This window comes from methanotrophic endosymbiont of Bathymodiolus puteoserpentis (Logatchev) (assembly GCF_900128525.1).
Classification (GTDB): domain Bacteria; phylum Pseudomonadota; class Gammaproteobacteria; order Methylococcales; family Methylomonadaceae; genus Methyloprofundus.
The window spans coordinates 21,649-36,313 of sequence record NZ_FQTQ01000092.1; the positions used below are offsets into that span (position 1 = coordinate 21,649).

Genomic DNA, 14,665 nt, shown 5'->3' on the forward strand with positions numbered 1-14,665 from the left:
CATCAAATCTATGGGTGATAATAAGTTTCCTAAGGTGTAAAAACCAACTTTTACGGAATTCAATTGCACGAAAAAGTGGCGCTCAGAGGGAAGGACAGGCGTTCTAATTGATTGAAAATAATGCAAAAAAAGGCTTGACAGGTCGAATAGGATTTGTTTGCGTATTACCATTTATAATCAGTCACTTACGCTTAAATAATGTCAAAAAGATTAGATAGCTTGCAATCCACACTGATGGATAACACCGTTTTGGGAGAATGGTTCTTGCCCATGCAAAAAGCCCTAGATAAAGTTCGCTTTTCACGCCAAAAATATTCTGTACTCTCTGCTGAGTTTTTTATTTTATTAGGCTGCTTACGTCAATTTCAGGGAACAAAGATACTACGAGAACAAATTCAATCTTTATTCGACATTGATGACACCGCTGAAAAAGCCCCCTTAGCCCGCTCAACATGGTCAGATGCATTAGCCAATTCATCACGCAGCAAAATATTGAAACAGGCTGTCCAAGTCTTGGTGACTTCTGCAAGAAATGAACTGCCCGACAGGTTTTCGGGAAAAGAAGAGTTGGGGATGCGCTCTATTTTTGCCATAGATGCGAGTTATCAAAATGAATCAAGTCATTATCAACCGATTTATCCAGGCCAGGGTGGGACTGATAATAAGAAAGGGCACATGAATATGACGACCTATGATATGCGAGCAGGGATTGCCATTGATAGTCAGACAGAAACTCGCTCTATTGATGAAATGCGCTTTATCAAAGAAAGCTGGGAAGGTTCTCACTGGACTTGCAAAAAAAATGCACTTTTTGTGGTTGACCGCGCCTTTATTGAAGCGCGTTATTGGGATTTACGTAAAACAAAATACGATGTGACAGTGATTACACGAATGAAATCGACTTTCAAATATCAAATTCTTGAGGAAAGTCATGTTGAACAGTCGGCAGTTAATGAGAATATTGTGTCTGATAGGAAAATTCAACTTAATAGCTCAAAACAAGTTTGGCGATTAATACAATTCGTATCGCCTGACGGCAAAGTTTATGAATATCTCAGTAATGATTTTACATTGTCACCTGGTATGATTGCTTTTCTTTATCACCGACGCTGGGATGAAGAAAAATATTTTGATAATTACAAAACAGATATGGCTAATGCCAAAGCATGGGGGAAATCACCTATTGCTATTGAGCAACAAGCTTTATTGGCATTGGTTACACATATACTCATGCGCTTATTTCTAAATAAAAAGGGACAGGAGATGGGCTTGGAAGAAGACCATCAAACACAACAAAAACGCCATGAAGCAAAAGAAACCGCATACTGTATTGACTGGGAAGGCAATTATAATCGTGCTTTTTTTAGAAAACTATCTAAGATTACCAAACAAGCTTGGCGGTTCTTAAAAAACAATTTCCTAAAGAAAAGCGCCACATGGCTCTTTGAGCGCAAGCTCCGACCTGTTTTGATGGCATATCTGTAATAAAATGTCGGACACCGTTACATTATCATAGTTTTATGACATCTACCCGACTAAGGAACTCATAATATGACAGGCGCTTTATTACACCCCCCTTATTTTGTCGTTCACAAAGCTCTTGAACTTAAAATAACCAATACTTTCAGCGCAGCTATTAATCACATTTCAAGTGATACTTCTGCACACGATAACGCAAAGTTTCACGGGTTGACCCTAACATTCTTGCCGCAGCTGCCACATTATAATCGGTCAATTCTAGCACTTGCTGTAAGATATATTTTTCCATATCTTGTAAAGTCAAACTACCATCCAGTGGGATATGTAACTGCTGAGAATTTTCAGCTGACACAGACATTTCACCCGCTTGTTTTTTGCTCGGTAATTGTAACCATTGCAATGGGAACTCTTGATCTTCAGCTAGTAACACACAACGTTCGATAACGTTACGTAACTCACGCGTATTTCCAGGCCAATGATAAGCCTGTAATTGAGCCCATGTTTCTGGCGATAAATTAGCGCTCACTTTCTTGCCTGATTTAGCATTAAATTCAGCAATAAATGCCGGGACAAGTTCTTTCATATCTTCCAAACGCTCCCTTAAAGGTGGAATATTAACCGAGAGTACACTGAGACGATGATACAAATCTTCTCTAAACTTCCCCTCTGCTACCTGTTGCGATAAATCACGGTTAGTCGCAGCTATAATCTGCACATCCACGTCAATTTCAGTTTCACTACCTAAGCGGCGAATTTTCAATTCTTCAACGGCTTTAAGGAGTTTACTTTGTAAACCTAATTCCATCTCACCGATTTCATCCAAAAACAAAGTGCCTTGATGGGCTTGCTCAAATAATCCCCTGTGTCTTTTTTTGGCATTGGTAAAAGCGCCGGCTTCAAAACCAAATAATTCCGATTCTAATAAATCATGCGGCAAAGCAGCACAGTTAATCTCCACCAGCGGTTTTGTGCTTCTGTTACCACTGTAATGTAAAACTTTTGCTAATAAGCCTTTACCTGCACCAGTTTCACCGCTAATGACTAAACTAGAAAAAGGCACTTGAGCAATTCTGCTTAACATCGACTTCAAGGTTTTATTGCTTTCGCTACTCCCTAGAAAAGAGCTAACTGAATATTTTGTATGACTACTTTTTGCTTCTTGTAATAAACGGCGCTGAGCTTTAGCACTGCGAGCAGCCCCTTCAATTTGTAAATTTAAGCGGTTTAAATCGCAAGGCTTTTCAATAAAATCAAAAGCACCTAAACGTAAGGCTCTTACCGAATCTGAGATACTGCCATAGCCTGTCAAAAATAGCCATTCACTACATTCAATGGGCTTGTCCCGCATGTCTTCTAAGAAATCCAGTGCATTACCATCAGGTAAATTCATATCCGATAAGATCACTATAGGATCAATTTTTTGTGCTAATAAAATATGCCTTGCTTTGCTAAGAGACTCAACCCACTCAACTTCCCAGTCTTGTTTCCTAAAAAAACGCTGTAACTCTAGACCTAATAATTTTTCATCTTCAATAATCAATAAACAATCTTTCATGACTTTAATATGGGTAAAGTTAAGGTAACACAGGCATGCCCATCACGGGTATTACTCAGCTTGATGGTTCCCTGCTGAGACTTAACAAAGCGTTGTACCATAGCCAAACCTAGACCTGTACCCTTTGCCTTTAAACTAATAAAAGGTCTGATGCCATGCTTGAGAAAGTCTGGAGCAAAACCAGAACCCGTGTCTTCCACTCTGATGATAATCTGCTGTTTATCTTGCTGAGCCGTGAGTTGAATTTGACCGGGGTTATTACCAATGGCTTGCTGAGCATTAAGAAGTAAGTTTAATAAGGCTAAACGAAATTCAGTCGCAGGAAGAAAAGTATTTAAACCCGTTTCTATAGCAAAATTCAAACTAACATCTTCGGGAACCTGATATTTAAGAAATTGGCGTAATTCATAACAAAGTGCTTGCATATCGACCTGTGTCGCAGTATTTGATGAGCTTCTCGTTAATGCTAATAAATCATTCAAATGACAGGTTAAGCGTTTGACTTCAGTATTAACGGCTTGAATTCGTTCAGATAAATCATCATCCGTACAATCTTGTAAAATATTTTCCAGTGCCACCTGAATGCCGGCAAGTGGGTTACGTAATTCATGTGCCGTGCTAGCGGACAATTCGGCGACTACTGATAAACGCTCGCTATGAGCAATGGCTTGGCTTTGCTCCAACAAAGTTGAAGTGATTCGACGTACCTCTTGCTCTAATTCGCCGGTATAATTCAGGTGCTCTTTCTCTAGCTCTGTCAGCCGCATCACTAATTGATTATAATTATCAAATAAACCTTGCATCGCTGGATCGGCAGCTTTCTGTCGAATCGGTTGACGATCACCTGCCGCTAACATTTGTAAAAAGTCTTTTAAGGAATCAAGCGGGGATAGAATATTTCGTTTGAAAAAATATCGCGCAATGATAAAAATAACAACAAAAGACAATAATGGCAAAATGATTGAAAGTTGTAGCTCTAATTGACTATCTTCAGCAATTCTCTGTAATAACTCTTCTTCCTCATCAGCTTGCCGCAAAAATAACTGATGTGTGGTATTGATTGCTTGTACCAACCTATCTGCATCACCTTGCAATGCTTTATCAAATGAAGTCTCTAAGCGCTGTATTTCACTTGCAATCTCAGGGTTATCTATATAACCAGCAAGTAAGCTATTTTGTAATTGTACTTGTGCGCCCTCCTGCTTGCTGGGCTGTAATTGGTTATGGAGTAAAACAAAAATAACTTCATTGAGTCGATGGCCATTACGAATATCATTTTGCAATGCATTTAAGCGTTGATGATTGCGCCAGGTCAGCCCACCAATGGCAATAAACTCACCAATAATAAATAAACCTAAAAGAATACTAACAAAAATAACGGGTTTAAATAATAGCTTGCGCATAGGTTTATCTTCTTTTTAAGTGGATCGGTGCATCTCAGTTTGCATATTTAGCAATACTACGAGGCAAAACCTTCGGTGCTTTAATACGTAATTGCTTATTAATATTCATCCGTCCAAAAACGACTTCAATATCTTTAATATTAACCCCGAACTCTTTAGCCAAAAAACGCACCATATAGTCTGTTGCTTTGCCAGCAACGGGTTTAGCCGTAACGCTAATTTTCAATTGATTACCTTTAGGTTTACCAATAATATCGCGCTTAGCACTCGGAGTACCTAAAACATTCAAGACTAAAATATCCCCATCCCAAGCATAAAAAGATTTCATTCTTTTGCTATTAAAATTTGAACTTTCTGTCTTTTCTTGTATTACTGCTGTTTTTTTCTTTTTAGCCATTGCATTAGATTTTTATTTTCCGAATTAAATACCCAGGTATGACTAACGAGAATACTGATATTGCCATAAATTAATGCCTAATGTGAGTGGGCACTTTTAACCGCAACTTACAGGCAATAGCAGTTAAAAGCACCTCTCACAAATTCTCTCATAATCAAAGTTATTAAGACTCATACTTTAATAGTGGCATCTAGGCAAAAGAGTCACCACTTTCTCATCAGGGCACTATTTTTTCATCAAACTGAGTAACCCTTTAACCAAAGTTTCCGGTGTGGGTGGGCAACCAGGAATCACAATATCAACAGGAATGACATTAGCAACAGCACCACAACTGGCATAAGAAACACCAAACTCACCACCACAGGCGGCACAATCCCCCACCGCAATCACCCACTTAGGGTTCGGCGTTGCTTCATAAGTACGCAGCAATGCGGTTTGCATGTGTCGTGCAACAGGGCCAGTGACTAATAAAACATCCGCATGCCGAGGTGAAGCAACGAAATGAATACCATAGCGTTCAACATCATAAATAGGATTATTTAACGCATGAATTTCTAATTCACAGCCATTACAAGAGCCCGCATCGACCGCACGAATAGCAATACTGCCCGAAAAATATTTATCTACCTGGCGCTTTACTTCTATACCCAAGGCGTCTAACTCAGAAGCATCAGGGCGTTTTATTTTTTCAGTAACAATGCCAGTTTTTAAAGTTTTCGCAAAAAGTCTTAACATTGTGATGTCCTATAGGTCATTTCCAGAATAAGAAGGGTTAACTGATTTATTACAGACGGGAAAATCCGGTACGATATTATTCAGTACAATTTTTTCCAGAGCTAGAAAACCAAAATGGCTAGGATCTCGCGCATAAAAACGACTGATTTTATCATCACTGCTAAAGCGCACATAAGTCATAATCTCACCTCGCCAGCCTTCAACCATGGCCAAGCCTTCGCTATATTCCTTAGGTTTTTGCCATGCCGTCACTAACTCGCCTTCCGGTAATTGAGTTAACATTTGGCTTAATAGCTTAATTGAGGCAAACACTTCTTTTATACGCACCCAGACTCGAGAGGCTACATCGCCTTGTTCTTCTACAGCCACTTTAATATTTAATTGATTATAGGGCGCATAAGATACATCACGGCGTACATCAAAATCTTGACCACTCGCCCTAGCCACATAGCCCACTACTCCGTAAGTCGCAGCGGTACTGGGCGATAAATAACCCGTAGTAAATAAACGATCTTCTAAAGAAGAGTTTAAGTCTAGCGCAGGGATAGTCTCATCTAGCTCTTTACGTAAAACTTTTAGTTCTTGCGTTAGTAAGGTGCAATCTGCTACAGATAAATCAACCTTAACGCCCCCCGGAATAAGCCTATCCATTAATAAACGATGGCCAAACACACTAGCCGAATTACGTTGCCATTGCTCACGTAAACGACTGAATTGCATTTGTGCAAAAGCAAAACCAACATCATTACAAATAGCACCTATATCACCTAGATGATTAGCAATACGCTCACGTTCACATAAGATCCCGCGAATAAAAGCCGCGCGTTCTGGAATAGTAATACCAGCCGCTTGCTCCATTGCGCGACAAGCGGCCCAACTATGTGCCACGGTGCTATCTCCAGAAATTCGTCCCGCTAAACGCACTAGTTTTTCAGGCGTTCGACCTTCAGCCAGTTTCTCTATGCCTTTATGTACATAGGCAAGTCGCTCTTCAAGATTTAAAATCGTTTCACCAACCGCTTGAAAACGAAAATGTCCTGGCTCAATAATGCCAGCATGTATTGGCCCCACTGGCACTTCATAAACACCTGCACCTCGGGCTTTAACAAACTGATAATCCATATTCGCTGGGGTAATGACTTCAGGCATCCCCTGAAGAGGAAAATCTTTGCGCAAAGGATAATCATGCTTTTTCCAAGCACAATGCCGCGTCCACTTTCTGGAATCAGGGCGATCAACAAAATGAATACCAAACATATCCTGCGTATGACGCTCACTACGACTTGCTACTGGGTATATAGTGGCTTGTGAAGGCAGTTGAGGTTTCTCAATATGCAACTCAGTCTGTAACCATAAATATCCTGTTTGACTTGCAAAACAGGCGTTAACAACAAAAGTATCCTCCCTTTGTTCTGCCCAACCGGCTACCCAGCGTAAGTGGTGTTGCTGAGCAATCGTGGCAAAACGTAGCCAGTCATCAGCGCTAATTGTCCACCGTGCTAAATTATTAACAACAGTACTATTGTGTGGAATGACTTCAGCTTCCAGTGCTAACTGTAAGGCTAACTGCCAATTAGAATGGACTTCACTCATAACGGAGCACTCCCTGAAATTAAAATAGTCGCCTGGGTAAACCAGTCAGCTAAAAAATCTGGCATCGCAAGACCCAGCCATAAAACAATCGCTAAATGAATCATTACCGGCCATAAATTGGCTTGAACAGCTTGCTGGCCTTCAGGTTTTTCACCATAAACCATAGGTTGAATATTTCTAAATAAACCTGCACAAGCAATACCAATTCCTAATAATAGAAAAGGAGCCAGCCATGGGTAACTTTGCATAGTTGCCAGTAACACTAAAAACTCACTGGCAAATACGCCAAACGGAGGAAAACCTGCAATGGCTAAAGTACCAATCAGTAAGCCCCAACCGACTTGAGGTTGCGTTTTAATTAAACCACGAATTTTTTCAATACTTTGCGTGCCGGATATTTGTGCGGCATGGCCCACGGTCACAAAGATAGCGGATTTAGTCAGCGAATGCACAGTCATATGCAATAACGCGGCAAAGGTAGCAAATGGGGTTCCGATACCAAAGGCAAAGGTCATTAAGCCCATGTGTTCAATAGAAGAATAGCTAAACAAGCGTTTAATATCTTTTTGCCGATGCAGAAAAAATGCCGCGACTAGAAATGACAACATGCCAAACCCCATCATTAAATACCCCGCAATATGACTATCGGTAGCCCCATCAACCAACATTTTATTACGTACTACGGCATACAAGGCATCATTCAATAATAACCCAGATAAAACCGCTGACATGGGCGTTGGCCCTTCTGAGTGTGCATCTGGCAGCCAATTATGCAAAGGAACAAGACCAATCTTAGTTCCGTAACCTATTAGCATAAAGACAAAGGCAATTTCCAAAATCTCAGGGTCTAACAACTTGGCATTTTCATATAACACCGACCACGTTAAGGCATTGTCAACATCACTAATTTGTATCGCTGCGTAGTATAATAAAATTGTACCGAACAGGGCCTGCGCAATCCCGACACCGCAAAGGATAAAATATTTCCACGCAGCTTCAATAGACTCGGGGGTACGATATAAACTAACTAACAATACTGTAGCCAAAGTAGCTGCTTCCATAGCAACCCACATAATGCCCATATTATTCGTGGTCAATACCAGATACATGGCAAACATAAAACCTTGATACATCGAGTAATATAGTCTTAATCGATTGGCAGTCAATTTACCAATCTCTTGTTCATGCGCCATATAAGGTGCCGAAAAAATAGACGTGGTAAAGCCGACAAAAGCCGTTAAGACGATCAAGTAGACATTAAAGGAATCGACAATAAAATACTGATCAGTTGAGAGTATCGTACCTGACAGAAAGACATTCACCGCAAGCCATAAAGACAGGAGTAAAGTCACGCCATTAAAGCGAATATTTTGCTTACCGACGTCTTCCTTATGCCCTAATAAACCAAAATAAAGAATACCAAGCAAGGGTAATAATAATAACAAATAGGCTGGAATCATTGATCCACCTCATTTAAACGATTCATTTTATCCACATCCAAAGAATCAATACTGCTATTGATATGTAGAAAGAAAATACCAAATAATACGGCTGCTACTAGCACATCAAAGGCAACCCCTAATTCCACCACCATGGGCATGCCATTCGTTGAAACAGTTGCCGCAAAAAACAAACCATTTTCAATCGACATAAAGCCAACCACATGAGCAATAGCTTGATGATGGGAAATCATCAGTAACATACCTAATAAAATAACCGCAAGACTCAAAGACAACGCATTCAATAAAACCATCGAGGAGTTTTGCATAATGGGGTGCAATACGTAGTAACTAAAGACCACAAGGCTTGCACCGCCCATCATAATGGCTGTTTTATTATTTAATGCTTCAACATCACGGTGCATATTGAGTTTCAAAATATGCCGCCTGAGCATCCAAGGGATAAATATCACTTTCAATGCCAAAGTAATGGCAGCAGAAATATACAGGTGTGGGTTATTAAAACTATAGGCCGCGATAGCAGTGGCCGATACCAACATAAAGCCTTGTACTGCAAACACAAATACCAAGCGTAGCAAACGCCCTTGCGCTAGCATGATAAAAGAGCTCAGCATCACCAAAGCAGCCAATGACAAAATAATTTGAGAATAATGATCTAAATTTTCAATTTCCATTAGCGTGCTGCCTCCAAAATAATATGACTGAGCATACCAAGTAAGCCCAATAAATAAGCAAAACTCAAAAATTCCTGTACACGAAATAAGCGCATTTTCGCTAGTAAAGTTTCAGAGATCGCTAGCACCACTACCAATAGCGCGAGCTTACCCATAATCGCCAAAAGGCCATAGCCTAAAACTGAAAGTGACAAAGTTTCTGCAATGCCCCAAGGAAAGAAAATATTGGCAATTAACACGCCATAAAGCATCAGTTTTAACTGACTAGCCCATTCAATCAAAGCTAAATGACGACCACTGTATTCTAAAATCATGGCTTCATGAATCATGGTTAATTCCAAATGAGTCGCAGGATTATCCACCGGAATACGCCCCGTCTCTGCCACAGCTACCAACATTAAGGCTGATAAGGAAAAAATAAATGAGGGCCGCAAGACTAAGCCTTCTTGCAAAACATGGTCTATCGCAAAAGATAAATTAGTGGTTGAGGCTGTCATCGTTAAAGTAAAGACTGCCATTAACATCGCGGGCTCTGCCATAGCAGAAATCGTCATTTCTCGTGAAGAACCCATACCGCCAAAGGCAGTACCGACATCTAAGCCAGCCAATACCAGAAAAAACCGTGCAAAGGCTAAAAAACCAACGAGTACAATCACATCAGCACTGCTTGCCGTAGGTAAATCTACCGCAAGCAGTGGCACCACACTGACGGCTAAAGCCGTAGTAGAAAAAATAATATACGGTGCAATAATAAACAACCAAGAAGCATCTTTAGAGACCACCGGTTGTTTATGTGTCAATTTAATCAAATCACGATAAGGTTGGAGCAATGAGGGTGCTCTACGATTTTGTAAATGACATTTACACCACTTTACCCAGCCCGCTAATAACGGCGCTAAGGCGATAAATAATAATGTTTGAATAATGGCGAATAAGACATTCATTAGCTAATCACCCATAATAAGAAAATTAATGTAAAAAAAGAATAGCTTAAATAAACGCGGATATTCCCAGTTTGCATGCGACTAACCAGCCGAGCAATACGGTTTACAGACTTTTCTATCGGCTGATATAGTTTCGGCCAACTATGGTCATTAACATGCAACTCATAATGGATGTCAGTGACTTGCAAAGGCATAGTTCCAGGCTGTTTTGTAATCGTTTCATCAATTATCCAAACTTTAGAAAAGATACGTCTAAACGGCATAGTAAAAGCACTAGAGGTATATTGCATACGAGGGGTAAGCCCACCAAACCCGCAATCCCAAGTCTCTGATTCGCGTAATGCCATTGCCGGATCACGGCGTAGATAGCGATAACTAATGCCACCAGCAATAGCCGCTAAGAACAGAACGATAGGCGCGGAATAGGATGCTTTTTCTGCGGAAACAGGTGTTAACCATAACCAGCCTGCGGCTGTTGCATTCGGCAGGCTATGCCCTAATAATTGCAAAGCGACATTATCTAGCAGGTTAATCATTAAGCCCGGAAATATACCGAATAAAAAGCATAATCCAGCCAATAGACTCAAACTAAATAGCATCCCTTTGTCTTGTGTCTCTTCTGCTTTCGCCGCATGGCGTGTACGTGGCAAACCTAAAAACATCATACCAAATAATTTAACAAAACAAGCGGCTGCCAAGGCGGCTGTTAAAGCTAAAGCTGCGGCCATTACCGGAACCAAGCTGCGTAATACCGCATCATCCAGTACTCCCACTTGCAAGGCAGCTTGAAACGCCAGCCATTCAGAAACAAAACCATTTAATAAAGGCAATGAAGAAATACTCATACAAGCGATCAAAAATAATTTACTGGTGTGTGGCATACGTTTAATTAAACCCCCCATATCATCTATATTTAAACTATGTACCTGATGCTGGATAATGCCTGCACCAAGAAATAATAAATTTTTAAATAAAGCGTGATTAAAGGCATGAAACAACGCGGCAACAAAGCCTAAAGCCGCAAGAGTAGGATGTCCTTTGGCGAGAAAAATCATTGATAAACCCAGCACCATAAAAATAATACCGATATTTTCTACCGAACTGTAAGCCAATAAACGTTTCAAATTTGGTTGCATCATGGCATATAAAATCCCACCTAAGGCGGAAATAGCACCAATAATCATTAGTGCAACCCCCCATTGCCATTGAATGTCACCGAGTAAATCAAAGCTAAAACGAATTAAACCGTAGACAGCGACTTTTAACATAACACCGCTCATTAGCGCGGAAATATGCGAAGGGGCAACGGGGTGCGCTTCAGGCAACCAAACATGTAACGGTACCAAGCCAGCCTTCATACCAAAACCCACTAACGCCAAAACAAAGGCGACACTCGCCCATGTATCAGATAGTGACGCATTACGTAAAGCATCAAAGGTAAATGCACCGCCGTCAGAAAAGCTAGCTAATACCCCAAATGCCAAAATAATGGCTATCGCCCCCACCTCAGCCATAATTAAATAGATAAAAGCAGCATGACGATTAGCAGAATTTTCATGTTGGAAAGCCACCAGGAAATAACTAGCGACCGACATTAATTCCCATGAAATCATAAAGAAGAAAGCATCATCAGCCAATAATACCAATAACATACCAGCAATAAATAAGCCGCTGAATAAACCTAATACTGCAAAAGGGTGTTCCTGCTCATTATTACCTTTAACATAGCCAGGGCCATAGCAACTGACGGCAAAAATAGCGATACCGATAATGAGGAAAAATAGGCCAGATAAACTATCAAAGCGTACATGCCAAGGAAGCCAAGGCAGTCCTAAGGGTAATTGTGCTGTCATGGCTTGTTCACTAATTAAGCCACCTACTCCTGCAATCATGGCAAACACCCCTGCCATGCCCAAACATATAAAGCTAAGTTGCTGTATGCGCTGCGGATAGACAGATTGTTCTAGCCAGTTATTTAAGCACTGTTGCCAATCAGGCCGCTTGGTACAACAATAATGCACCCACTTTATCACGCTACAATGTTGCCGCATCAGCAATGCCAGTATACCTGACAAAAAACTGAGTAGCACCGCTGCATAAGCTAAGAATAGAATCATAAGAGCTCTCTCAAATTAAAAGGAATTGGAGATGCAAGTGCATGCCCCATAATTATTTTTTTGAAGTGTCATATCACAAAATATGAATATACTATGCCAGTGCTCAACAAAATAAACACTGACACAGCATGCACTAAAAAAGAATAATTAGCTTAATGTTTACGATCATCAGCCGTCATAAGTCGGGCCGCTAAATCATGATCAGAAAAAGTATGAATAGCATCACCGATTTGCTGACAATGCCCCCCATGTGATTCATAATCATGGATAAAATCATGCATATACTCCATAACTGTATGATCAATTAAATACGCATTTGTTAAGTCTAATGTGATATTTTTACCTTTCGGTAAATTATCCAGTGCTTTTTTCATTGGTAAAAAATTAGCAAATAAAGCCGAGCCATTCAATTTCAGAGTAACTTGTTCACCCGCCTCTTCTTTAATAGTGAAATAAATTTTGAATAAATTACTCCACCAGACACCACGCAAGATATGTACTAAAAGTTTAACCACAATACCAATCGCCACACCGATCAATAAATCAGTCGCTAACACGCCAATAATAGTGACAATAAACATAAAAAACTGTTCGCTACCGACTTTTAATACTTTGCTAAATTCAGTTGGTGCAGCCAGTTTAAAACCAGTAAATACCAGTAATGCGGCCAATGCTGATAAAGGAATGCTATGGATCACCCCAGGAAATAACACCACAAATAACAACATGATTGCGCCATGAAAGAAATTAGCCCAACCCGTTTTTGCACCATTATTAATATTCGCTGAACTCCGTACCACCTCAGAAATCATCGCAGTACCACCAATTAGACCAGAAAGCGTATTACCTGCACCAATGCCTATAATATCTTTATCTAAATTTGAACGGCGCTTATAAGGATCAAGTTTATCCACAGCAATCGTTGTCAACAGGCTTTCCAAGCTGCCCACGAGACAAATACTTATCACAGCCACCCAAAATTCCACTTCGGTAATTTTAGAAAAGTCGGGAAAATAAAAGCTAGATATAAAATGATCTGAAATTGAAACCAGATAATTAGGGCCTACCTGACCTTCATGCACTAAATGCCCCGTTAGCATATCGAGCTGATGTGGCACATGATAAATATGGGTATGATTTAGATCAAAGTACATCCCTAAACCAATACCTAAAAGTACAACGATAATAGGGGCGGGTATTTTTTTCAGTAAGGGCTGCTGTAGCCTACTCCACAAAATCATGATCAGTAAACCAACAATACCAATAAAGGCAATTTCACTATTCATGTTCATAATACTATGCGGTACTTGTGCCATAGAGGAAAACAGGCTGCCGGGTTCTGGCGTAGCTCCTAACATGACATGAATTTGTTTGGTAATGATAATAATACCAATTGCCGCCAACATACCGTGAACGACCGAAGTAGGAAAAAATGAACTTAGGCTACCTAATTTTAAAAAGCCGATAACAATCTGTAATATACCGGCAACGACAATAGCAGCTAGAGTGTATCGATAACCCGCCATTGGGTCACCGGCCCCCATCGTTTGGACAGCATCTAATATCACGACTATTAGCCCCGCAGCAGGCCCTGCAATCGTAACAAAAGAGCCATTTATACGCGAAACAAACATCCCACCCACAATAGCACTGAGAATACCTGCCATAGGCGGTAAACCTGAAGCCATTGCAATACCTAAGCTGAGAGGTAAGGCAATCAAAAAAACAAGAAAACCAGAAATTAAATCTTGATGCCAGTATTTTTTTAAACCAGCAATCCCCGTTTCCGGTACGCCCTGTAAAGTAGAATCATTCAAGAGAGACCTCCAATATTAAAGAAGAAAGATTAGAATACCTAAAGCAATCCTTGTGCCACACACATTGACGACTTTAACTTATTGATTATATAGATAAGTTAATTAAACCCTTCCTTTAAGGGCCCAAAAATAAAATAAAGTGGTTCATATAAACCAGGCTAGATGGTTTATATGAACCATAAAAAGATCATAGCTCTCTCTATCAACCGTCTTTAAAAACCCCTTGATCAATACAAGTTTGTTGTAAAAACACAGCGTTATCAAAATTAATTTCAGCTAAAACGTACTTGGCATTAATACTGCTTATATCGTCCTGTTAGTTAGCTGATGATAACCATAACTTACACCAAAGCACCCAGCTCACACCCCATTTGAAAAGCGAAGTATGACAGTAGAATGCGCATTAAATATGCGTTGTATGCCCTACGTAATAATAGTAGGGCCCAAAATTTAACGGAAGAAACCAATCATTGATGGGCTTATTAATTAAC

The 14,665-nt window shown here is 40.2% G+C and carries 11 protein-coding genes; 1 reads left to right on the forward strand and 10 read right to left on the reverse strand.

Going from position 1 to position 14,665, the window contains the following annotated elements:
- Positions 1-198 precede the first annotated feature (198 nt).
- Positions 199-1,485 (forward strand): transposase, encoded by a 1,287-nt coding sequence (locus tag BQ7314_RS07675; RefSeq protein WP_174482200.1) that lies wholly within the window; start codon positions 199-201, stop codon positions 1,483-1,485.
- A gap of 151 nt (positions 1,486-1,636) precedes the next feature.
- Here the strand turns inward: BQ7314_RS07675 and BQ7314_RS07680 are convergent, their stop codons facing one another.
- From BQ7314_RS07680 to BQ7314_RS07725, 10 genes are all read right to left on the reverse strand, one after another.
- The gene (locus BQ7314_RS07680) at positions 1,637-3,034 is read right to left on the reverse strand and encodes a sigma-54-dependent transcriptional regulator (RefSeq protein ID WP_174483114.1); all 1,398 of its coding nucleotides are present in this window, start codon (positions 3,032-3,034) and stop codon (positions 1,637-1,639) included.
- Positions 3,031-4,437, reverse strand: coding sequence for a sensor histidine kinase (locus BQ7314_RS07685; protein WP_174483115.1), 1,407 nt, complete (start codon positions 4,435-4,437; stop codon positions 3,031-3,033). Before BQ7314_RS07685 ends, BQ7314_RS07680 begins: the two co-directional genes overlap by 4 nt.
- Positions 4,438-4,471: 34 nt before the next feature.
- Positions 4,472-4,765, reverse strand: coding sequence for a DUF167 domain-containing protein (locus tag BQ7314_RS07690; protein ID WP_174483145.1), 294 nt, complete (start codon positions 4,763-4,765; stop codon positions 4,472-4,474).
- Between the two features lie 294 nt (positions 4,766-5,059).
- The gene (locus BQ7314_RS07695; protein ID WP_174483116.1) at positions 5,060-5,569 is read right to left on the reverse strand and encodes an NADH-quinone oxidoreductase subunit B family protein; all 510 of its coding nucleotides are present in this window, start codon (positions 5,567-5,569) and stop codon (positions 5,060-5,062) included.
- A 9-nt stretch (positions 5,570-5,578) separates the two neighbouring features.
- Positions 5,579-7,162, reverse strand: coding sequence for a hydrogenase large subunit (locus BQ7314_RS07700; protein WP_174483117.1), 1,584 nt, complete (start codon positions 7,160-7,162; stop codon positions 5,579-5,581).
- Positions 7,159-8,622: a hydrogenase 4 subunit F gene (locus tag BQ7314_RS07705; RefSeq protein WP_174483118.1), complete on the reverse strand. Its 1,464-nt coding sequence runs from the start codon at positions 8,620-8,622 to the stop codon at positions 7,159-7,161. Before BQ7314_RS07705 ends, BQ7314_RS07700 begins: the two co-directional genes overlap by 4 nt.
- Positions 8,619-9,296: a formate hydrogenlyase gene (locus BQ7314_RS07710; protein WP_174483119.1), complete on the reverse strand. Its 678-nt coding sequence runs from the start codon at positions 9,294-9,296 to the stop codon at positions 8,619-8,621. Before BQ7314_RS07710 ends, BQ7314_RS07705 begins: the two co-directional genes overlap by 4 nt.
- On the reverse strand, positions 9,296-10,240 hold the full coding sequence (locus BQ7314_RS07715) for a respiratory chain complex I subunit 1 family protein (RefSeq protein WP_174483120.1): 945 nt from the start codon (positions 10,238-10,240) through the stop codon (positions 9,296-9,298). Before BQ7314_RS07715 ends, BQ7314_RS07710 begins: the two co-directional genes overlap by 1 nt.
- Positions 10,240-12,357: a hydrogenase 4 subunit B gene (gene hyfB / locus BQ7314_RS07720; protein ID WP_174483121.1), complete on the reverse strand. Its 2,118-nt coding sequence runs from the start codon at positions 12,355-12,357 to the stop codon at positions 10,240-10,242. Before hyfB ends, BQ7314_RS07715 begins: the two co-directional genes overlap by 1 nt.
- Before the next feature lie 152 nt (positions 12,358-12,509).
- A complete protein-coding gene (locus BQ7314_RS07725) occupies positions 12,510-14,174 on the reverse strand; it encodes a SulP family inorganic anion transporter (RefSeq protein ID WP_174483122.1) in 1,665 nt (554 codons plus the stop codon).
- Positions 14,175-14,665 lie beyond the last annotated feature (491 nt).